The following is a 21,036-nucleotide window of genomic DNA, read 5'->3' as shown; positions in this document are numbered from 1 at the left end:
TTGTCCGGATTGATGGGCCTTGTTGCCGGTCACGCTCCGCACCGGCCTGCGGCGGGGTGCCGCTTCGGGCCGGACGGATGGGTGCATGCGAGCCGTTCGGCTGACGGTCGAACGAACCGCATCACTGACTCACTGCCAGGACGGTGGTGACGCACCGTAGCCACCCGCCATCGCGTGTTGCGCGTCCGTCAGTTCGCCTCGACCAGCGGCAGCGACCGGCCGGCTCCGCCACCGGGCAGTGCGATGGAGGAGAAGTGCGAGACCACCCGGTCGTCGCTCGGGTCGTCGGCGGGCGTGTGGTGCACGGCCAGCCGATGGTAGAGCGTGTCCCGCTGGGCGGGGATCCGGTCGGCAGAGCGGATCATCCCGATCAGCTCGTGCAGGTTGGAGCGGTGCCGGGCACCAGCCGAGGAGATGACGTTCTCCTCCAGCATGATCGACCCGAGGTCGTCGACGCCCATGTGCAACGCCAGCTGACCGACGTCCTTGCCGGTGGTCAGCCAGGACGCCTGCAGGTGCGGCACGGTCTCGAAGAAGAGCCGGGCCACCGCCACCAGCCGCAGGTACTCCAGGGTCGTCGCCTGGGTGCGCCCCTTGAGATGGTTGTTCTCCGGCTGGTACGTCCACGGGATGAAGGCCCGGAAGCCGCGCGTACGATCCTGCACGTCGCGGATCATCCGCAGGTGCTCGATCCGCTCCGCGGCCGTCTCGCCGGTGCCCATCATCATCGTCGCGGTCGACTCGACGCCCTGCCGGTGCGCCAGCTCCATGACCTCCAGCCAGCGCTCACCCGACTCCTTCAGCGGCGCGATCGCCTTGCGCGGCCGCTGCGGCAGCATCTCGGCGCCGGCACCGGCGATCGAGTCCAGGCCGGCGGCCTTGATCCGGGCGATCGCCTCGTCCAGGCTCACCCCGGACACCTTGGCCATGTGCAGGATCTCGCTCGGCCCGATCGAGTGGATGGCCAGCTGCGGGTACGCCCGCTTGACCGAGGAGAACAGCTCCTCGTAGTACTCCACGCCGTAGTCCGGGTGGTGGCCGCCCTGGAGCATGACCTGGGTGGCGCCCAGCTCGACCGCCTCGCCGCAGCGGCGCAGGATCTCCTCGGTCGGGTGGGTCCACCCCTCCTTGTGCTTCGGCGCCCGATAGAAGGCACAGAACTTGCACGCCGTCACGCAGACGTTGGTGTAGTTGATGTTGCGGTCGATCAGGTACGTCACGACGTTGTCCGGGTACCGCCGCCGGCGCACCGCGTCCGCCGCCTCGCCGAGGGCATGGAAGGGCGCATCGGTGTAGAGCAGTAGGGCCTCCTCGGGCGTGATCCGCCCGCCGTCCGCGCCACGCTGCAGGATGTCGTCGATCTCCCGGCTCACCGTCACGCCCCCGAGCCTACGCCGAGCCCCATCAGCGACCACCGTGCCCTGCTGGGACCTGGACCACACAGCGAGCACCTCAAACAAGATCGACCGCCCGCCCAGGTCGCCCGAGTCAGCTCGATCATCTCCACGAACAGCGCATGGAGATATTTGACAGTTTGTCGGATAGTTCACGATTATGTGCTGACGGCTCGTTGGCTGGCAGCGGAACTGGCCAGCACCCCGCCCCCGGACACGCGCCCATCGAGACCTAACCGACGCGACCCCCTGCGAGTTACGAGATGACTGCCCACGTGTTCGTGGACGAAAGCAAGAACCGAGGATTACTCGTTACTGCCGCCGTACTTCCAGAGACCCACCTTGCACCGGCCCGCAAGGTCATTCGAGGTCTGATCCTCCCTGGGCAGCGCCGAATTCACTTCCACAAGGAACGGAATGACAGACGCCGACAGATCATTGGCGCAATCGCCGATGTTGGCATCCAAGCAGTGGTCTTCGATGCGAGCGGTCACCGCAGCATGAAGTCCGGCCGCGACGCATGCCTGGCTAGGCTGGTCGGTCACGTGGCGAAGATCGGCGCTACTCGGTTGGTCCTCGAACTCGATGACTCCACGTTAAAGGCCGACCGACGGGTGCTCTACGAGGAGTCGCACCGAGCTGGCCTGTCCGACAGCCTCCGCTACGACCACCTACGGGCACACGAGGAGTGTCTGTTGGCCATCCCCGACGCACTGGCATGGTGCTGGGCCAGCCGAGGAAGGTGGCGGACGGCCATCCAACGGATGGTCGAGGAGTCACACACGGTCTAAGGAAGCGCGAAACCCGGCCCACCCACCGTCCGGAGGGCTGCCGGGTCCACTTCCAGAGGCTAGTGCCCCTGACAGTTCAGAGGCTAACTCCCAGGTTCTGGCAAAACAAGGCTTTTACCAGAAGCGGAGATAAAGAGCCACCGCCCGCAGGTGACACGTTCACGCCTGATGCAGCCGCCCGCTGCCAGCGACAAACGCCGACCAGGACAGGCGGTCGAAGGCGAGCACCGGACCGGTCGGGTCCTTGGAGTCGCGTACGGCGACCGCCCGGGTCAGTTCGGCCACCTCCACGCAGTTCGTGTCCGTGCCGCTGCGGCTGGACTTGCGCCAGGCCGTCGCGGGCACCTCGGCCACCTCGACGCAGTCAGTGTCGGTACCGCTGTGGCTGGACTTGTGCCAGGTCACAGCGGATAGATCCGAGATGATCACGACGACTCACTCTCGCTCATACTCCGCCGCCACCCGCGCGACGAAGTCGGTCGACTTAGCGGGGCTCAGGGCCACCTCGGCAAGCCTATCGACCTCACCGCGATAGACCTCGATCTGGCTCGCCTCCTCAAGGAAGGCGCTGGACAGCTTGTGCTCAAGGTGAACGATCGAGGGAGCCCGGTCGAAGTCGAGCAACACGAACGACCCGTCGAGTCCGGTGTGCGCGCCCAGAGCAAGCGGTGTGATCTGCATGGTCACGTTCGGCCGTTCGGCGACCTCGATCAGGTGCCGAAGCTGACGACCCATCAGCTGGCGACCACCGAGCACGCGACGGAACACCATCTCGTCGATGATCGCGTGAAGTCGCGGCGGGCTGTCTCGGGCGAGGATGGCCTGCCTGCTCAACCGTGCCGCAACCCGCAGCTCGGCGTCCGCTATGCCACATGCCCGCATCAGCGCCGTCGTATAGTCCGGCAGTTGCAACAGTCCCGGCACCAGCAAGGGCTCCCAGTTCGTGATGGCGACGGCGTCGGCTTCGAGCCTCAGGAACGTCCGGGACCACGGGGACAGGTCGGCGGCATGGGTTTCCCACCAACCACGTTCCCTGGACCGCTCGGCCATGCCGATGAGGCGTCGGCGCTCCACACCAGTCACCTCATAGATGACCAGCAGCGCGCCTACCTCTTCGGGCCGGATCCCCTGCTGACCGGTCTCCATCCGGGACAGCTTCGACGGCTGCCAGTCGAGGCGGCCAGCCACCGCCGTTGCGGCCAGCCCCTTGGCCTTCCGCAGCCGCCGCAACTCGGCACCCAGGCCCCGGTTCACCACCGTCGGCTGGTTGCGTCCCGACACGACAACCTCCCCACCGAATGGTATTGACACGATCACTCTGTGCGGCCAACCTTAATCGCAAATTGCGATTCAGCGCTAGCTCTTGCACTCAGGCCACAGGAGGTCGCCGTGGAGCCGCAGATCCGAAAGCCTCTCCAGCCAACCTGGCTCCGGCCGTACGATCCGGCAGACTCGCCGGGGCCGATCCCGTCGGTGATCGAGCAGTTCCGCCGGCAGCCCGACCCCGAGCAGCCGCAGCCCTCCGAGGCGGAGATCGAGGCGGCCCGCTACACGGTGGTGCTGATGTCACCGGAGGCGGCGGAGGCGTTCGGCGACGACCGGGGCGAGGCCGGCCTGCACCTGTTCCGCGACCGCGACTGGGACCACTATCCGGCCCACCTGGACGACGCGGTCAAGGTGATCGAGGAAGCCTGCGGCGAGCGCGTGACCCTCACCGAGCACCGCTCCGACCTGACCTACTGGACCGCCCGCGTCAGGCCCGGCGTCTGAATGGGTGCATCTGTTGCTGCTATAGCGACAAGAGATGCACCCAAAGACGGATCGAGCGTGATCAAGGCCGGTCCTACGCGTCGTAGTCGATGGTGAGGGTGTCGGTGAGCGGGCTGGACTGGCAGGTGAGGACGTAACCGGCGGCCACCTCGTCGGGCTCCAGGGCGTAGTTGCGGGCCATCTGGACCTCGCCGGAGACCACCTTCGCCCGGCAGGTCGAGCAGACCCCGCCCTTGCAGGCGTACGGCAGTTCGCCGCGTACCTTCAGCGCGGAGTCCAGCACCCGCTCGTCCCGGCGCATGCTGAAGCGCGACGAGCGGCCGTCGAGCAGGATGGTCACCTCGGTACCGGATGAGCCGTCGGGCGACTCGTCGGGGCGGCGTACCGGCTCGGGCGGCGCGTCGACGTGGAACAGCTCGGTGTGCACCGCGGACTCGGCAACGCCGCGCCCGGTGAGCACCGCCTTGGCCTCCACCACCAGGCCGTACGGGCCGCAGAGGAACCACTCCTCGATCGCGTCGCCGGGGACGATGGTGTCCAGCAGCCGACCCAGCCGCTCCGCGTCGATCCGGCCCGACAGCAGCGGCGACTCGCCCTGCTCGCGGGAGAGCACGTGCACCAGGTGCAGTCGCGTTGGGTAGCGGTCCTTCAGGTCGGCCAACTCCTCGGCGAACATCACGCTGTTGGCCGTGCGGTTGGCGTACACCAGGGTGAAGGTGCTGGCCGGCTCGACGGCCAGGGCGGTGGCGACCAGCGACAGCACCGGGGTGATGCCGGATCCGGCGACGACCGCGCCGTAGCGGCGGGCGCGGTCCGGCCGGTACGTCGTGGTGAAGTGGCCCAGCGGCGGCAGCACCTCGACGGTGTCGCCATGCCGCAACGCACCGCAGGCATACGACGAGAAGGCCCCGCCGGGGATCTCCCGCACGCCGATCCGCAACCGCCCGTGCCGCTCCAGCTCGTCGGGCGTGGAACAGATGGAGTACGACCGACGCACGTCCCCGTCGTCCGCAGGGCCGGCGGCGGCCGGCAAACGTACGGTCAGGTGCTGGCCGGCGCGGAACGCGAACGTCGCGCGCAACTCCTCGGGCACCGCGAAGGTGATCGCGACGGCGTCGGCGGTGAGCCGGTCCACGGCGATGACGGGCAGCGGGTGGAACACCGGCCGGCGGCGGACCGGGCGGGTGATGGTGACAGTCACAGGGCCTTCACATGGTCGAAGGGTTCGGTGCAGGTGCGGCAGCGCCACAGTGCCTTGCAGGCGGTGGAGCCGAAGCGGCTCAGCTGCTCGGTCTCCGGCGACCCGCAGCGCGGGCAGCGGACGGCCAGCGTCAGCGGTACGACACCGTCGCGCCGGACCGGAGCCGGTGGGGCGATGCCGGCGGCGGCCAGTTTGGCTCGCCCGGCGTCGCTGATCCAGTCGGTGCTCCAGGCCGGGCTGTGCACCGTACGCACGTCGACGTCCGGGTGCCCGGCGGCGGCCAGCGCGCGGCGGATGTCGGCCCGGATCACGTCCATCGCGGGGCAGCCGGTGTAGGTGGGGGTGATGGTCACGACGACCCGACCGGTGGCCGGATCCTCCTCCACCGACCGCAGGATGCCGAGGTCGTCGATGGTGACCACCCGGATCTCCGGGTCCACCACCGCCGCCGCGACTTCCCGGACGCCGCTCACGCGCTCACCAGCGCGCCCCGGGATGGGCGCGGTGCAGCACCTGCATCTCCGCGAGCAGGTACGACAGGTGTTCGGTGTGCACCCCGTCCCGCCCGCCGGCCGGCGTCCAGCCGGACTCCGGCGCGGTGAGCGTCGCCTCGGCGAGGACCCCGGCCACGACCGCGTCGAACTCGGCCCGCAGGGTCGCCGGGTCGACCGGCGCGTCCGGCTGCGCGGCGAACAGCTCGTGGGCGTACGGCCAGACCTGGTCGAGGCCGGCCTGCATCCGCCGGTGCGACTCCTCGGTGCCGTCGCCCAGCCGCTTCACCCAGAGACAGGCGTGGTCCAGGTGGTACGCGGACTCCTTGCGCGCCTTGCCGCCGATGGCGGCCAGCCGATCGTCGGCGCAGCCGGCCAACGCGGTGTAGAGCGGCAGCTGGTACGCCGACAGGACGAGCAGTTTCGCCATGGTCATCGCGAAGTCGCCGTTCGGCAGCTCGACCAGCAGGCAGTTGCGGAACTCCCGGTCGTCGCGCAGGTAGGCCAGCGCGTCCTCGTCCCGGCCGGCGCCCTCCAGCTCGCCCGCGTACGACAGCAGCAGCCGCGCCGCGCCGAGCTGGTCCAGGGCGATGTTGGCCAGCGCGATGTCCTCCTCCATCTCCGGCGCCCGGGTGGTCCACTCGGCCAGCCGCTGCGCCGCGATCAACGCGTCGTCGCCGAGGGCGAGGGTGAAGGCGAAGGGACCGCTCACAGGTGGGCCACTCCTTCTGGTACCTCGTAGAAGGTGGGATGGCGGTAGACCTTGTCGGCGGCCGGGTCGAAGAAGGCGTCCTTCTCGTCGGGGCTGGAGGCGGTGATCGCGCTCGCCGGCACCACCCAGATCGAGACCCCCTCCTGGCGGCGGGTGTAGAGGTCCCGGGCGTTGCGCAAGGCAAGCTCGGCGTCGGGCGCGTGCAGGCTGCCGACGTGGGTGTGCGACAGACCGCGCCGGGCCCGGACGAAGACCTCCCACAGCGGTGCGGATTCCCGGTTCACGCCGCAACCTTCTCCCTGTTCCGCCGCTTCGCCGCGTACGCCGTGGCGGCCTCACGCACCCAGGCGCCCTCGCTGTGGGCGCGGCGCCGGTGCGCCATCCGCTCCCGGTTGCACGGGCCCGCACCGGAGATCACCCGCATCAGCTCGTCGTAGTCGGGCTGGGTGAAGTCGTACGCCTGGCGCTCGTCGTTCCAGCGCAGGTCCGGGTCGGGAATGGTCAGCCCGAGCGCCTCGGCCTGGCCGACGCACATGTCCACGAAGCGCTGGCGCAGTTCGTCGTTGGAGAAGCGCTTGATCTTCCAGGCCATCGACTGCGCCGAGTGGGTCGAGTCGCCGTCCGGCGGGCCGAACATGGCCAGCGACGGATACCACCAGCGGTCCACCGAATCCTGGGCCATCGCCTGCTGCGCCGGGGTGCCGTGCGCGAGGGTGTGCAGGATCTCGTAGCCCTGGCGCTGGTGGAACGACTCCTCCTTGCAGACCCGGATCATGGCGCGGGCGTACGGGCCGTAGGAGCAGCGGCACAGCGGGACCTGGTTCACGATCGCGGCGCCGTCCACCAGCCAGCCGATCGCGCCGACGTCGGCCCAGCTGAGGGTGGGGTAGTTGAAGATGGAACTGTACTTCTGCCGGCCGTTCAGCAGCAGGTCGACCAGTTCGTCCCGGCTCACCCCGAGGGTCTCGGCGGCGGCGTAGAGGTACAGGCCGTGGCCGGCCTCGTCCTGCACCTTGGCCAGCAGGATCGCCTTGCGCTTGAGCGACGGGGCCCGGCTGATCCAGTTGCCCTCCGGCTGCATGCCGATGATCTCGGAGTGGGCGTGCTGGGCAATCTGCCGGATCAACGTCCGCCGGTACGCCTCCGGCATCCAGTCGCGCGGCTCGATCTTCTGGTCGGCGTCAACGACCTGCGCGAAGTAGGCGGCCAGATCCGCACCCGGCTCGGCGGCACCACGATCCCGCTCGGCGGCCGCGCGCAGCGCCGCCTCCGCCGCCTCGACCTCACCGAGCAGGCCGCCGGGCGCGTCCTCGCCCGGGAAGTCATTGCCATACATGCACCAAGTGTTACAGCTTGCGATCGGATACACCAGAGCGTGTCACACAAATCCGAGACTTCCCACGGTTACCACCCGATCGCCTCCCGTATCTCCCGTGACTATGAGTTAGGTCACCGGGCATCGACAAATCCGACCAATAGCCATGGATTAGGTTGATACCCCTCCTTCGCGGCGCGTCGCCGGGTGTCGAGTCCTGGCATTCCGCCGATCCGCACGTAGACTTCCCCCGTCACACCGATCGGCCGAAGACGATCGCCAGCCCGCAGGGCCGCTTCCCCCGGCCCGGGCGCGATCCGCACCGGTCAGTCCTGGCAACAAGCCGGTCCCCCCGGCCCCGACATCTGGAGTTCACCCGCTCATGCGATCTCGCGTGATCATGGTGCTCGCCGTCACGGCGGTGCTGCTCGGCGGCGTCATGCTGGTGCCGGCCGCGTACGCCCGGCTCTCGGCCGGCGAGGCGAACGCCGGTCAGGAGAGCGTCGCCGCGCCCACGCCCGCCCCGCCACCGCCGCCCACCCTGGCCGCGGGCAAGGTCTCGGTGAACTTCAAGGGCGAGTTCTTCTCGTGGGCCCTGCTGGACCGGGAGACCGACGAGATCTCCGGCTCCAAGAACATGGCCGCGACCAGCTCGACCGAGTCGATGCTCAAGGCCTGGATCGTCGCCGACTACCTGCGTCAACTGGGCGAGAAGGAACCGCCCGCGGCGATGAAGAAGGCGGCCAGCCTGGCCATCCGGGACAGCGACGACGACGCGGCCAACACCGTCTACCGGGCCGCCGGCGGATCGTACGCGGTGCCGGCCGGCGGCCAACCTGGCCCGGTGATCAAGCGGGCGATCAGCATGTGCGACCTCACCGACACCAAGCGGGGCAACGTCACCGGCTACGAGGGTTGGTGGAGCTTCACCCGGATGTCCCCCCGCGACGCCGTCCGGCTCGGCGACTGCATCGCCGACGGCACCGCCGCCGGGCCGAAGTGGACCAAGTGGGTGCTCGCGGAGATGAGCAAGGTTCGGGGCAGCACCGCCGCCAAGGACCAGAAGCCCCGCTCCGGCGGTGGCAAGTGGGGCATCGTCGACGGGCTGCCGGAGTCGATCACCAGCCAGGGTCCGATCAGCATCAAGAACGGCTGGACCCCCCTCAACTACGACGGCAACTGGCACGTCAACTGCCTCGCCGTCACGGAGAAGTGGAGCCTCGCGGTGATGCTGCGTTACCCACAGAGCAGCGGGCTCGACTACGGATCGGACGTCTGCGCCAGCGTCGCCTCCCAGTTGGTGACCCCCCAGCCTGGCGGCGCCCTCAAGGTGCCGCAGCAGCCGGTCGGGAAGCTCTGATGGCCGCCCGCGACCGCAGCGGCGAAACATCGCCGCTGCGACTGATCGCCATCGCGGCCGTGCTGGTCGGGCTGGTCCTGGTGTCGTTGCGCCTGCTGCCCGGTTCGCCCTTCGAGTCCACCGCCGCCGCGCAGTGGGGCCGGGGCGAGTCACCGGCGGCGCGCGGCGACACCCTCACCGACCGCAGCGTCCGACCGCTCTCGCCGTCGCCCAGCCCTTCGCCGGAGCCGGAGCCGCTGCCGTTCGAGGCGAAGAACCTCAACCTGAAGATCGACGGCTGGTACGCGTGGAGCGTGCTGGACCGCCGCTCGGGCGAGATCATCGGCTCGGACGACATGGCCGAGACCAGCACCACCGCCTCCCTGATCAAGTCCTGGGTCGTCGCCGACTACCTGCGCCGTACCGCCGATGCCGGGCAGACCCCCAGCGACGCGAAGCTGGACGACCTGACCAGGATCATCCGCGACAGCGACAACACCCGCACCGAGCAGCTCTACACCCAGATCGGCCGGTCCGCCTCGATCAAGCGGCTGCTGTCGCTTTGCGAGCTGACCGACAGCAAGGTGTCCACCGATCTCGGCTGGAGCCGTACCGAACTGTCGCCCCGCGACACCGCCCGCCTCGGCAACTGCATCGCGGACGGCACGGCCGCCGGCCCGAAGTGGACCAAGTGGCTCCTCGACGAGATGCGCCAGGTGCGTGGTGCCGGCGACTTCGGCATCCGCAAGGCCTTCCCGGCCGCCGAGGCCAAGAAGATCGCCATCAAGAACGGCTGGGTGGACCGGACCCGCGAGCAGGAGATCCACGTCAACTGCCTCGCGATCGGTGACACCTGGACGATGGGCGTGATGCTCCAGTACCCCATCAACAAGGGCTACGAGTACGGCATGGACAACTGCCAGAAGATCGCGGAAGCCCTCCGCACCTCCACCTAGCGGGTGAAGAAGGTGGGGCCTTCGGGGGGGAGTGGGGGGGCCTCGCCGAGGGCGGCGGCGCGCCGGGCGAACTCGCGGATGCCGGCGACCTGGCGTTCGCCGAGTGAGAAGTCCAGGGTGCGGAAGTACTCCGCGAGGGTCGCCGCGTCGAAGGGCTCCCAGCGGGCCGCCGACTCGGCGACCTGATCCAGTTCGGCCAGGCACAGGTCCCGCGAGCGCAGGAACGCCTCGTGCACCTCCTTGACCAGACCGGGATGGGCGGCGGCGAAGTCGCGGCGGACCGCCCAGACGGCGAAGACCATCGGCAGGCCGGTCCACTCCCGCCAGGCCTGCCCCAGGTCGGTCACGGTCAGCCCCTGCCGGGGTGCCTCGTACATCGCGCGCAGGGCCACGTCGCCGATGAGCACCGCCGCGTCGGCCTCCAGCAGCATCTGGGTCAGGTCCGGCGGGCAGCGGAAGTATTCCGGGCGGACCCCGTACCGCTCGCGCAGCAGCAGTTGGGCGAGGAGCACCCCGGTCCGCGAGGTGGAGCCCAGCGCGACGCGGGCGCCGTCGAGGTCGGCCAGCGGCCGGGTGCTGACCAGGTTGACCGAGAGCACCGGCCCGTCGCTGCCGACCGCCAGGTCGGGCAGGAGCAGCAGGTCGTCGGCGTGCCGCAGGTACTCGACGAAGGTGATCGGCCCGATGTCCAGGTCACCGGCGACGAGTTGGGCACTGAGCCGGTCCGGCGAGTCCTTGCGCAGGTCGACGTCGAGCAGTGCGCCTGAGCGCATCAGCCCCCAGTAGATCGGCAGGCAGTTGAGGAACTGGATGTGCCCCACGCGGGGGCGGGCGAGGCGCTCGACCATGCCCTGACCGTATCCCCGCCCTGCGTGGCCCGCTCAGCCGGCCGCCACCGAAGTGGTCAACCCCGCACCCGCCGCGACCTGCCGGACGCGGGCCCGCTCGGCCAGGACGGCCCGGCGGACGGGCACGACGAACCCGAGCAGCACCAGCAGCCCGGCCACCCCGCAGCCGACGATGAGTGGGCGCGGCGCGGTCACCTCCAGCAGCAGACCACCGATCAGGTAGCCGACCATCGCCGCCCCCTGGACGGCGGCACCGACGGCGGCGAAGGCACGCCCGCGTGCCGCCTCCGGCACCCGCCGGGCCAGCACCACGGTGTGGAAGACGTTGTCACCGCCGTTGCAGATGCCGCCGAGGAGCCAGATCGGCACCAGCAGCAGCGCCGCGGGCACCGTCACCGAGGCCAGCACCATCAGGCAGCAGCCGCCGAGCAGGAGCAGGCCGCCCTGGACCAGGGTGCCGTCGTCGGTGAACCGCCGGGCCAACCGGGCGAAGATCCAGGCACCGCAGAGTACGCCGAGCGTCCACGCACCGGTGACCAGGCCGTAGACGGAGGCCGAGGCGCCGAGGGTCTCCCGTACGTAGAAGACCTCGATCACGTTGATCGCGCCGATTGCCGCGATCACTCCGGCCAGGGTCGCCACCATCGCCACCAGCAACGGATCCCGCCGCAACCGCCACTGCTCGCCCGCCGACCCACCAACGCCCGCCGACTCGACCGCCGCTACGCCCTCGCCGATCGCCACCGAGCGCCGTGCGCCGCCTCTGCGGGTACGCAGCAGGAGGCCGGCGAGGACGAGCGCGAGGTAGCCGACCGCGCCGACCAGCAGCGGTACCCGGGTGCCGAACCCACCCACCAGGAACCCGGCGAGGGCCGGCCCGGTGAGTATGCCGAGCGTGCCGGCGGTCTGGTTGAGTGCGGTGGCCCTCGGCAGGTCGACGGCGCGCACCATCGAGGGAACCAGGGCCGACAGCACCGGCTGGGTCACCGCGAGGCCGGAGGCGAGTAGCGCGACCAGGCAGACGACCAGCAGCGGGTGACCGGCGTACGCCAGGCCGAGGCAGAGCACCGACTGGGCAAGCCCGGCGCCGACCAGCAGCGTTCGGCTGTCCACCCGATCGGCGAGCCGCCCGGTCAGCGGGGCGAGCACGACGAGCGGCAGGGTCGCCGCCAGCAGCACGCCGGCGACGGCGCGGCCCCCGGCCCCGGAGGACTGGAGGCTCAGCGTCAGCGTGGTGGCGGCGAGGTACTCTCCGCAGGTGGCGATGCCCCGGGCGGAGGTGGCGAGGCCGACGTCGAGCCAGCGCGACCCACCAGTTGTGAAGGACATACTTCGAAAGTAATGCTTCACATCTGGTTGCCGCAAGCCCGAGTGTTCAGTCCAGTGGCAGCGCCTTGTACTGGATGGCCACTCGGCGGGCACCCGGTGGCGGATCGGTCCGGGTACGCCTGCGGTAGGGACGCAGCAGGGCCAGCACGGCCCTGTTCAGCTCCGCCAGCTCGTCGGCGGTGAGGAGGAGCAGCGACTCGTTGAGGATGGCGCTTCCGTACCACTCCTCCGGCTCGTCCGGCGCCCGGCGCAGCCAGTCGCGGCTACGCTCCAACTCGCGAGCCAGGAACACCTCGACCAGGGTCTGCTCGGCCTCGCGTACGGACGGGTCGGCGTCCCGGCCGGCGTCGACGGCCCAGGACTGGACCGCGCTCCGCCACAGCCGTTCCCGGGCGTCGCCCCGACTCGGCGCCTGCTCCACCAGCCCGAACCGGGCCAACGCCCGGAGGTGGTAGCTGGTCGCGCTCGGGGACAGACCGACCACCTCGGCACACTCGGTCGCGGTCACCGCCGCCTCGGTCGACGCCAGGTGTTCCATGATCGCGAGCCGGGCCGGGTGGGCGAGTGCCCGCAGCGTCTGCGGGTCGCTGATCGTCACCCGGGGCAGCTCGGCGTACGCCTCCGTCATCCCCTCATGATCCTGCACAAGCCGCCCGATCACGACGTCCCGTGCCCGGTCCGCACCGGACACCTGCCCCGCCGGAATACAGGTGCTGGCTTCGCCGAGCGCGGGTATTGTTGATGGCCGCTTGACGGCCGTGGTGTTGCACCGCAGCGGACGTCCCCGCGCCGGGGCCGGCGAACCGTCCCCGGATACGCGAGCTGCCGGACCGACGCCGCTGAGGGATGACGCATGCCAACATCCGATCTCGACACCGACCTCGCCGCCGAGCGCGCGCACCTGACCGCCTCCCGAGCTGCCCTGCGCCGGATGCGGGAACGCGCCGAGGCGCTCTTCGCCACCGGCGACAAGGTCGCCGGGGACGCGTACACCGCCGAGCAGCTCGGCCGGCACCTCTCCCGGCGGGTGGCCGAGCTGGCCGACGACCCCAGCACGCCGCTCTTCTTCGGCCGCCTCGACTTCGGCGAGGCGGACAACGATCACCCCGGCCGGCGGTATCACGTGGGCCGCCGGCACGTCACCGACGACCTGGGCGAGCCCCTCGTGCTCGACTGGCGGGCGCCGGTGTCCCGGTCGTTCTACCGCGCCAGCGCCCGCGACCCGCAGGGCGTGGCCGTGCGGCGACGGTTCGGCTTCAGCCACGGCGCGCTCACCAGCTTCGAGGACGAGCACCTGGACCGGGGCGAGGAGTTGGGCACGGCCAGCCGGATCCTCACCGCCGAGATCGAGCGCCCGCGCGTCGGGCCGATGCGCGACATCGTCGCCACCATCCAGCCCGAGCAGGACGAGTTGGTCCGCGCCGACCTGGCCGACTCCATCTGTGTGCAGGGCGCCCCGGGCACCGGAAAGACGGCGGTCGGCCTGCACCGGGCCGCCTACCTGCTCTACCTGCACCGGGAGCGGTTGCGGCGCTCCGGCGTGCTGATCGTCGGGCCGAACCGGGCGTTCCTGTCGTACATCGCGGCGGTGCTGCCGGCCCTCGGCGAGGTGGAGGTCGAACAGGCCACCGTGGCGGACCTGGTCGGCCGGGTCCCGGTACGGGCGGTGGACCCGCCGGCCGGGGCAGCGGTCAAGCACGACGCGCGGATGGCCGAGGTGCTGCGCCGGGCGATCGACGCGTACGTCGGCGAGCCGGCCGAGCCGATCGTCGTCTCCGACGGCTCGTACCGTTGGCGGATCGGGTTGGAGCCGCTGCACCGGTTGGTGCAGCAGACCCGCGCCGAGGGCCTGCCCTACGCCGTCGGCCGGGACCGCGTCCGGGCCCGGGTGGTGAGCCTGCTCCAACGGCAGGCCGAGGCCCGCCGGGCGGAGTCACCGAGCGACGCCTGGCTGCGCCGGATGGGCCGCGCGACGCCGGTCACCGGATTCCTGGACGCGGTCTGGCCGGCGCTCACCCCGGAGGGTCTGCTGCACGCGCTCTACGCCGACCCGGACCGGCTCGCCACCGCCGCCGACGGCCTGCTCACCCCGCACGAACAGTCCCTACTCATCCCGTCCTCCCCCGGAGTCGGGACCAGGGTGGGGCGGACCGCGAAGGCGAGCCGGTGGACCGCCGCCGATGCCGTTCTGATCGACGAGGCGGCCGGGCTGATCGAGCGGCCGGCCGGCTACGGGCACGTCGTGGTGGACGAGGCACAGGATCTCTCCCCGATGCAGTGCCGGGCCATCGCCCGACGCAGCGAGCACGGTTCGCTCACCCTCCTCGGTGACCTGGCGCAGGCGACCGCCCCGTGGGCCGCCAGCGACTGGCGGGAGATCCTGCACCACCTGGGCAAGCCGGACGCCCCGGTGGTGCCGCTGACCATCGGCTTCCGGGTGCCCGCCGCCGTGCTCGCCTTCGCCAACCGGCTGCTGCCGGCGCTCGCCGTCGACGTACCGCCGGCCGAGTCCCTCCGCGGTGACGGCGCGCTTGAGGTGCGTACGGTGGCCGATCTTTCCGGGGCGACGGTGGCCGAGGTGCGCGCGGCGCTCGCGCACGAGGGGTCGGTCGCGGTGATCACCGCGGACGACGCGGTGGACCGGCTGCGGGCGGCGCTGGTCGCGGCGGGGATCGAGACCGCGACCGCCGACGACCCGGCGGGTGGGGCGCGCGTCACGGTGATGCCCGCGACCCTGGTCAAGGGCCTGGAGTACGACCACGTCGTGGTCGTCGAACCGGCCGCCATCGTCGCGGCCGAGCCACGCGGACTGCACCGGCTCTACGTCGTGCTCACCCGGGCCGTGTCCCGGCTGTCCGTGCTGCACGCCGCACCGCTGCCCGCCCCACTGCGGTGAACCACGCCCGTTTCCGCCCCGGGCGACGGCCGGGTGATGCCACGATGCCGGAAGGGCGGCCGGGCGGCGGTCACCCCGGGTCGAAGGGGGTAGCCGTGGCCAGCGTCCCGCCGGGTACGCCCTGCTGGGCTGACCTGGCGACACCGGGACTCGACGCGGCCCGGCGGTTCTATCCGGAGCTGTTCGGGTGGACCGGTCGGGTGGATCCCGAGCCGGAGGCGGGTGGGTACACGGTCTTCCTGCTGGGCGGCCGGGCGGTCGCCGGGGCGGGCCAGCCGGCCGTGCCGGACCAGGTGCCGATCTGGTCGACGTACGTCGCCACCGACGACGCCGACCTCGTCGCCGGCCGGGTGGAGCGGGCCGGCGGGCAGGTGGTGGTGCCGCCGTTCGAGGTCTTCGACCGGGGCCGGATGGCGGTCTTCGCCGACCCGGCGGGCGCCACGTTCAGCGTCTGGCAGCCGGTGGCGTTTCCCGGCGCCGAGGTCTTCGACATCCCCGGTGCGATGAGCTGGACCGAACTGGTCACACCCGACCCCGACGGGGCGAGGGTCTTCTACGAGCTGGTCTTCGGGTGGCAGCCCGAGGAGGAGCCGATGGGGCAGATCGCCTACACCGGATGGCGACTCGGCGACCGCATGGTGGCGGGAATGATGCCGGCGCTGGGCGCGGAGTTCCCGGCGGATACGCCGGCCTACTGGACGGTCTACTTCTCGGTCGCCGACGCCGACGCCACGGCGGCACGCGCCGCCGAACTGGGCGGCTCGATCCTGGTCCCGCCCTGGGACATCCCCGCCGGCCGCGCCGCCGCCCTCCGCGACCCGCACGGCGCCCTCTTCTCCATCATCCGCCTAACCGGATGACGGGCGGGTGGGGAGAACCAGGGGGCCGTGCGGGCCGGGGATGACTCGGACGTGGGCGCGGTAGTGGTGGGCGAGGAGTTCCTCGGTGAGGACCTCCTCGGGGGTGCCGGTGGCGGCGACCCGGCCACCGGCGAGCAGCACCATGCGATCGGCGTACTCGCCGGCGATCGACAGGTCGTGCATCGTCGCCAGCACGGTGAGGCCGTGCGTGCGGCGCAGCTGGTCGACGAGTTCGAGGACCTCCTGCTGGTGGCCGATGTCGAGCGCGCTGGTGGGCTCGTCGAGCAGCAGCAGGGTGGCGCCCTGGGCCAGCGCCCGGGCCAGGAAGACCCGCTGCCGCTCGCCGCCGGAGAGGGTGGCCAGCTCGCGGGCCTCGAAGCCGGCGAGGTCCAGCCGGTCGAGCACCTCGTGCACGACGGCCAGGTCGGCGGCGGACTCCCGGCCCAGCGGCGGGATGTACGGGTTGCGGCCGAGCAGCACGTAGTCCAGCACCGCCATGCCCGGCGGTACGACCGGGGACTGGGCGACCGTGGCCACCACCCGGGCCCGTTCCCGGCGGCGTAGCGCGCCCAGCGGCGTACCGAAGAGTCGGACGGCGTCCGGCGCGGGGAGCAGGCCGCCGACGGCGCGCAGCAGCGTCGACTTGCCGGCGCCGTTGGGGCCGATCACGGTGACCCACTCGCCGGTGTGCACCGTCAGGTCGATGCCGGTGAGGATCGGCACCCCGCCCAGGCTGATCCGCAGGTCCCGGACCGCCACCGCGGGCGGCGCGGTCACGTCAGCACCCGCCGGGCGGACCGCAGCACCAGGACGAAGAAGGGGCCGCCGAGCAGCGCGGTGACCACCCCGATCGGGATCTCCTGCGGCGCGGCGGCGGTCCGCGCCACCACGTCGGTCAACGCCAGGAAGGCGCCCCCGAACAGCAGCGACAGCGGCAGGATGACCCGGTAGCTCGACCCGGCGAGCAGCCGTACGGTGTGCGGCACGATGATGCCGACGAAGCCGATCAGCCCGGAGGCGGAGACCGCGGCGGCGGTACCCAGCGAGGCCGCGGCGATCAGCAGGTAGCGGGACCGCTGCGGGTGCAGGCCGAGGCTGGCCGCCTCGTCGTCACCGACCGACAGCACGTCCAGCTCGCGCCGGTGCAGCAGGATGACCAGGCTGGTCAGCAGGAAGTACGGCAGGATCAGCCGGACATCCTGCCAGCCGGCGGTGGCCAACCGCCCGAGCAGCCAGGAGTACACCTGTTGGATGCTCTCGGCGTGCCGTTGCAACAGGTACGTCTGCCCGGCGCTGAGGAACGCGGAGACGGCCACCCCGGCGAGGATCAGCGTGGCCGGCGAGCGGCTGCGCCCGCCGGCGGCGCCGAGCAGGTACGTCATCGTGACCGCCCCGAGCGAGCCGGCGAAGGCGGCCAGCGGGATGGTGACCGGTAGCCCGCTCAGCGCCCCGCCCGACCCCACGCCGAGGGTCAGCACGACGGTGACCGCCAGCCCCGCCCCGGCGGCGACGCCGAGCAGGTACGGGTCGGCCAGCGGGTTGCGGAAGACTCCCTGGTAGGCGCCGCCGGCCAGGGCGAGCAGCCCGCCGACCAGCAGGCCCAGCACCACCCGGGGGAGCCGCAGCTCGGTGACGATGGCGATCTCGCGCTCGGTCAGCCCGCTCTCCAGGCGTACCCCGGGCAGCAGGTTGAGCAGCTCGATCGCGACGCTGCCGGGCGGCAGGCTGACCGGGCCGAGCGAGACGCCGGCCACCAGGGCGACGAGCACGGCCAGCCCACCGACGGCGAGCCAGCGTTTCCGCAACCCCACCGGCCGGGGCGGCGCGCCCGGCGGGACGGAGGTGCCCCTTCCTAACGCCTGGTGCATGGAAAGGGCCCCTGGTTAACAGCCGCCATCCCGGGCGCGACAGCCGCCGTCCGTCACTCGGACGCCTTGGCGGTGGCCTCCACGATGGTCCGCAGCAGGTCCACCACGCGCGGCCCCCAGCGGGAGGCGATGTCGTCGTCGAGTTCCACGATCTGGTCGTTGCGCACCGCGTCGATGCCGGACCACCCGCTGCGCGCCTTGACCGTCGCGGCACTCTGCTGACAGCAGTTCACGTCGGAGAGGAAGACGAAGTCCGGGTTGGCCTGGACGATCACTTCCTGGGACAGCTGCGGGTAGCCGCCACTGCGACCGTCGGCGTCCGCCGCGTCGGCGATGTTCTCCAGCCCGGCGAGGGTGTAGATCGAGCCGATGAAGGTCTTGCTGGTCGCGGTGTACAGCTCCGGGCCCAACTCGTGGAAGTAGGTGGGTGCCTGCACCCGCTGCGGCACCTCGGCCGCGATCTTCGCGATGTCGTCCTTCATCCGCTGGACCACGTCGGCCGCCGCAGCTCGGTTGCCGGTGAGCGTGCCCAGCTCGGTGATCTGCCGGTACGAGTCGTCCAGCGTCTGCGCCGCCGGGGTCTGGTAGACCGGGATCTTGAGCGTGGTGAGCTGATCGACGATCTTGTTGCGGTCGTCGCTGAGCACCACCAGGTCGGGGTTCTTCGCGGCGACCGCCTCGGCGTTCGGCTGATAGCCGGAGAGGTCCGTCTTCGGTGCGTCGGCCGGGAAGTTGGACTGGTCGTCGACGGCGGTGACCTGCGGGCCGGCGCCGATCGCGAAGAGCATCTCGGTGGCCGTCGCCGACAGCGAGACGATCTTCTCCGGGCGCTGTTCCAGGGTCAGCGACCCGACGGTGACGGGAAAGGCGGCGGCGGTCGGGCTGCCGCTGGCGGCGGGTGTCTCGGTGGCCCGGTCGGCGCAGGCGCCGAGGGAGAGCGCGGCCACCGCGAGGGCGGCGGCGAAGACCCGGGGGGTACGGCTGGACATCGGTCCTCCTGTCGGTCGAGGAGTGTGCTGCTTCGCCGACAGGGAGCCGGGGCGCCCGTCCGCGAGGCGCCCTTCCTCGAGAGCGCGGTTCGCGACCGCGCCGCAGGCGACCTGGCTCGTCCCCGGGTACGGGGCATCACAGTTGCGGGACAGCGCCGGTGTCGCACCGGCTTCGCTGCGGCGGGTCGGTAAGACCGTAGCGCACGCGGTGCCCGTACCCCGCTGAGCGGGTCTCTGAGGTGGGGGCCCCGCGAGGGGGTTGGCGGGGCCCCCACCGACTCAGGAGGAGGTGATGGTGACGTTGTCCACAGCCGCTTCCACCAGGCTGGCGGTCGAGGCGTCGGCCGCCTCCACCAGGATCCGGATCGACTGGCCGGCGTACGGGGTGAGGTTGAGGTTCGACACCGCCCAGGAACCGTTGCGGTTGCTGGCCGCCCCGGCCTGGGTGAGCAGCGCCGTGGTGCCGCCGCTGTGCACCACGCTGACCCGGAAGTAGTCCGCCGAGGACGAGTTCGAGCCGTGCGCCAGGTACCAGGCCAGCGACAGGGTCAACGTGCCGCTCGACGGCAACGTGATGGCCGGCGACCGGGCGCTGGTCACGCCGCCGTCGACGTCGTGGTCACCCGCGCCGCTGCCGGCGAGCCGGCCGGTCACCAGGTCGTTGCTGCCCGCGTACGGGGTGAGCTGCTTGGCCCCGCTGGAGTTGGTGGCCTGCGCGGCGCCCCGCTCCCACTGGCCCGAGGTGGCGGTGTCGGTGCCGTTGGGGTTGAGCGTCCAGCCGGTCGAGGTCTCGAAGGTGTCGGACCAGACTGTGGTCCCGCCGCCACCGCCGCCGCAGTACTCCGCCTGCTTGCCGATCGCCCGGTACGGGCAGTCGGCGTACTCGGTGAGGATGAGCACCGCCTCGCGGTTGCGCGAGGTCTGCGCGGGGATCACCTCGTCGGGCGGGTAGAAGCCGCCGCCGGAGGCCGAGCCCGGATACAGCTCGAAGGTGTACGCCCAGATGCCGTGCGTCGCCCACATCCAGTCGATGCTGCTGCCGTCGGTGATGTACAGGTCGCTGGACTGCTGCGGGGTGAAGCCGTTGGTCGCGGCCATCTGCTGGCCGATGGTGGCGAAGGTGTTGTACTGGTCGGCGTTCATCCCGGGAGCGGTGTTGTTGTAGGTGTAGCCGTACGGCCAGAGCACCAGCTGCGAGTAGGTGTGGAAGTCGATGTTGGCCTTGATCTGCTGCACGCCGCCGACCACCCGGCTGTTGACGAAGTTGCGCAGCGCCTGCGTCTCCGGAGCGGAGAACGCCGACGGGCCCCGGTAGGTCTCCGAGGAGGTGGAGCTGGAGGAGCCACCGCAGCAGCCCCAGTTGTAGCTCCAGTTCCGGTTCAGGTCGGTACCGACGTTCGACGATCCGCTGTTGGGCTGGCGGTTCTTGCGCCACGAGCGGTAGGAGCCGGTGGCGATGTCGTACTCGCTGCCGTCCGGGTTGACGGACGGCACGATCCAGATCTCCCGGTTGTTGACCAGGTTGGTGATCCGGGAGTCCGATCCGTAGTTGTCGGTGAAGAGGTCGAGCAGGTAGAGCGCCATCTCGACGGTCAGGTGCTCGCGGGCGTGCTGCTGCGCGTTGAACAGGATCTCCGGCTCGTTCTCGTCCGTGGCCACGTTGTCGGAGATCTTCACAGCGACCAGGTCACGGCCCTCGTACGAGCTGCCGATGCTGATCTTCCGTGCGATCGTCGGGTGGTCGGCGACCACCTTGTTGACCGCCGCGATCATCTCCGGGTAGTCGTGGTAGTTGGAGTCCGCCGGCGGGAAGCCGAGGATCCCGACGTCGCCCTCGGCCTGTCCCCGGTCGGTCGGCAGCGCGGCGATCGCCTCCAGCCGGAACCCGAGCTTGGTGATGGCGGCCGCCTCGGCGCGGGTCGCCGAGACGTGCAGCACCCCGTGCTCGGAGTAGTCGATCGCGGCGCCCGTACGGGCCACCGCGGTGCGGTCGGCGAGCGTCTTCGGGCCGAGTACCCGGTAGGGCACGGCGGCCGGTTGTTCGTCCCGGTGGGGTGCCGGGTCGGCGGAGACCGGTGGCGCGGAGATGGTCAGCAGGCCGAGCCCGGCGGCGACGATGAGCGCCAGGGCACGACGGAGGGGGATGGTAGGGAAGGCCATGGACAACCTCCTGGAGGCGCGGGGGTTCCCCGCTCGGTAGCGGACAGCCCACCACCGGTCACATGGTCATATCAATATCGATCGTTCTTTGGTCCATCCCAGCCGGATCCTCCCACC

At 71.1% G+C, this 21,036-nt stretch carries 21 protein-coding genes and 1 riboswitch; of the genes, 5 read left to right on the top strand and 16 right to left on the bottom strand.

Annotation, left to right across the window (positions count from 1 at the left end):
* Positions 1-188: 188 nt before the first annotated feature.
* The 4 genes from mqnC to O7615_RS15675 form a co-directional block, all read right to left on the bottom strand.
* Positions 189-1,379 carry a cyclic dehypoxanthinyl futalosine synthase gene (mqnC, locus tag O7615_RS15690; RefSeq protein WP_278178363.1) on the bottom strand — a complete coding sequence of 397 codons (1,191 nt, stop codon included), beginning with the start codon at positions 1,377-1,379 and terminating at the stop codon, positions 189-191.
* A 320-nt stretch (positions 1,380-1,699) separates the two neighbouring features.
* Complete coding sequence (locus O7615_RS15685) at positions 1,700-1,939, bottom strand: hypothetical protein (protein WP_278178362.1); 240 nt, start codon at positions 1,937-1,939, stop codon at positions 1,700-1,702.
* Between the two features lie 405 nt (positions 1,940-2,344).
* Positions 2,345-2,590, bottom strand: a complete 246-nt coding sequence (locus O7615_RS15680) for a DUF397 domain-containing protein (protein WP_278182113.1) — start codon at positions 2,588-2,590, stop codon at positions 2,345-2,347.
* 30 nt (positions 2,591-2,620) lie between these two features.
* Positions 2,621-3,439, bottom strand: coding sequence for a helix-turn-helix transcriptional regulator (locus O7615_RS15675; RefSeq protein WP_278178361.1), 819 nt, complete (start codon positions 3,437-3,439; stop codon positions 2,621-2,623).
* Positions 3,440-3,574: 135 nt separating this feature from the next.
* Between O7615_RS15675 and O7615_RS15670 the strand changes: the two genes are divergently transcribed.
* Complete coding sequence (locus O7615_RS15670) at positions 3,575-3,955, top strand: hypothetical protein (protein ID WP_278178359.1); 381 nt, start codon at positions 3,575-3,577, stop codon at positions 3,953-3,955.
* Positions 3,956-4,028: 73 nt separating this feature from the next.
* Here O7615_RS15670 and paaE read toward each other — a convergent pair whose 3' ends face one another.
* Genes paaE through paaA form a run of 5 tightly spaced genes read right to left on the bottom strand, consistent with a single transcriptional unit; the run spans position 4,029 to position 7,695 of the window.
* Positions 4,029-5,156, bottom strand: a complete 1,128-nt coding sequence (gene paaE / locus O7615_RS15665; protein WP_278178358.1) for a 1,2-phenylacetyl-CoA epoxidase subunit PaaE — start codon at positions 5,154-5,156, stop codon at positions 4,029-4,031.
* Positions 5,153-5,629: a 1,2-phenylacetyl-CoA epoxidase subunit PaaD gene (gene paaD, locus O7615_RS15660; RefSeq protein ID WP_278178357.1), complete on the bottom strand. Its 477-nt coding sequence runs from the start codon at positions 5,627-5,629 to the stop codon at positions 5,153-5,155. Before paaD ends, paaE begins: the two co-directional genes overlap by 4 nt.
* 4 nt (positions 5,630-5,633) lie before the next feature.
* A complete protein-coding gene (gene paaC / locus O7615_RS15655) occupies positions 5,634-6,359 on the bottom strand; it encodes a 1,2-phenylacetyl-CoA epoxidase subunit PaaC (protein ID WP_278178356.1) in 726 nt (241 codons plus the stop codon).
* Positions 6,356-6,643: a 1,2-phenylacetyl-CoA epoxidase subunit PaaB gene (gene paaB / locus O7615_RS15650; RefSeq protein WP_278178355.1), complete on the bottom strand. Its 288-nt coding sequence runs from the start codon at positions 6,641-6,643 to the stop codon at positions 6,356-6,358. The genes paaC and paaB overlap by 4 nt, the downstream gene beginning before the upstream one ends.
* Positions 6,640-7,695 (bottom strand): 1,2-phenylacetyl-CoA epoxidase subunit PaaA, encoded by a 1,056-nt coding sequence (paaA, locus tag O7615_RS15645; RefSeq protein ID WP_278178354.1) that lies wholly within the window; start codon positions 7,693-7,695, stop codon positions 6,640-6,642. The genes paaB and paaA overlap by 4 nt, the downstream gene beginning before the upstream one ends.
* Positions 7,696-8,056: 361 nt before the next feature.
* On the opposite strand from paaA, the gene O7615_RS15640 reads away from it, so the two are divergent.
* Positions 8,057-9,034 carry a hypothetical protein gene (locus O7615_RS15640; RefSeq protein WP_278178353.1) on the top strand — a complete coding sequence of 326 codons (978 nt, stop codon included), beginning with the start codon at positions 8,057-8,059 and terminating at the stop codon, positions 9,032-9,034.
* A complete protein-coding gene (locus tag O7615_RS15635; RefSeq protein ID WP_278178352.1) occupies positions 9,034-9,969 on the top strand; it encodes a serine hydrolase in 936 nt (311 codons plus the stop codon). The genes O7615_RS15640 and O7615_RS15635 overlap by 1 nt, the downstream gene beginning before the upstream one ends.
* Here O7615_RS15635 and O7615_RS15630 read toward each other — a convergent pair.
* From O7615_RS15630 to O7615_RS15620, 3 genes are read right to left on the bottom strand one after another with little or no spacing between them, the layout of a single operon-like run.
* Complete coding sequence (locus tag O7615_RS15630) at positions 9,966-10,817, bottom strand: menaquinone biosynthesis protein (RefSeq protein ID WP_278178351.1); 852 nt, start codon at positions 10,815-10,817, stop codon at positions 9,966-9,968. The genes O7615_RS15635 and O7615_RS15630 overlap by 4 nt on opposite strands.
* A gap of 33 nt (positions 10,818-10,850) precedes the next feature.
* Positions 10,851-12,146, bottom strand: a complete 1,296-nt coding sequence (locus O7615_RS15625; protein WP_278178350.1) for an MFS transporter — start codon at positions 12,144-12,146, stop codon at positions 10,851-10,853.
* A gap of 46 nt (positions 12,147-12,192) precedes the next feature.
* Positions 12,193-12,774, bottom strand: coding sequence for a helix-turn-helix domain-containing protein (locus O7615_RS15620; RefSeq protein WP_278178349.1), 582 nt, complete (start codon positions 12,772-12,774; stop codon positions 12,193-12,195).
* A 225-nt stretch (positions 12,775-12,999) separates the two neighbouring features.
* On the opposite strand from O7615_RS15620, the gene O7615_RS15615 reads away from it, so the two are divergent.
* Both O7615_RS15615 and O7615_RS15610 read left to right on the top strand, forming a co-directional pair.
* Positions 13,000-15,042: an AAA family ATPase gene (locus O7615_RS15615; RefSeq protein ID WP_278178347.1), complete on the top strand. Its 2,043-nt coding sequence runs from the start codon at positions 13,000-13,002 to the stop codon at positions 15,040-15,042.
* Between the two features lie 95 nt (positions 15,043-15,137).
* Positions 15,138-15,902: a VOC family protein gene (locus O7615_RS15610; protein ID WP_278178346.1), complete on the top strand. Its 765-nt coding sequence runs from the start codon at positions 15,138-15,140 to the stop codon at positions 15,900-15,902.
* Here O7615_RS15610 and O7615_RS15605 read toward each other — a convergent pair.
* The 4 genes from O7615_RS15605 to O7615_RS15590 all read right to left on the bottom strand — a co-directional run bounded on the left by O7615_RS15605 (position 15,891) and on the right by O7615_RS15590 (position 20,919).
* Positions 15,891-16,661, bottom strand: a complete 771-nt coding sequence (locus O7615_RS15605; protein WP_278182112.1) for an ABC transporter ATP-binding protein — start codon at positions 16,659-16,661, stop codon at positions 15,891-15,893. The genes O7615_RS15610 and O7615_RS15605 overlap by 12 nt on opposite strands.
* Positions 16,662-16,675: 14 nt before the next feature.
* Complete coding sequence (locus tag O7615_RS15600; protein WP_278178345.1) at positions 16,676-17,770, bottom strand: iron ABC transporter permease; 1,095 nt, start codon at positions 17,768-17,770, stop codon at positions 16,676-16,678.
* A gap of 53 nt (positions 17,771-17,823) precedes the next feature.
* On the bottom strand, positions 17,824-18,759 hold the full coding sequence (locus O7615_RS15595) for an ABC transporter substrate-binding protein (protein WP_278178344.1): 936 nt from the start codon (positions 18,757-18,759) through the stop codon (positions 17,824-17,826).
* A 110-nt stretch (positions 18,760-18,869) separates the two neighbouring features.
* Positions 18,870-18,930, bottom strand: a riboswitch (cobalamin riboswitch).
* A 108-nt stretch (positions 18,931-19,038) separates the two neighbouring features.
* Positions 19,039-20,919 carry a M14 family zinc carboxypeptidase gene (locus O7615_RS15590; protein ID WP_278178342.1) on the bottom strand — a complete coding sequence of 627 codons (1,881 nt, stop codon included), beginning with the start codon at positions 20,917-20,919 and terminating at the stop codon, positions 19,039-19,041.
* Positions 20,920-21,036 lie beyond the last annotated feature (117 nt).

Origin of the sequence: Micromonospora sp. WMMD1082, assembly GCF_029626175.1 — a bacterium.
Taxonomy (GTDB): domain Bacteria; phylum Actinomycetota; class Actinomycetes; order Mycobacteriales; family Micromonosporaceae; genus Micromonospora.
Note: the sequence above shows the minus strand (reverse complement) of the source record. Positions and strands in the feature narration are given on the sequence as shown.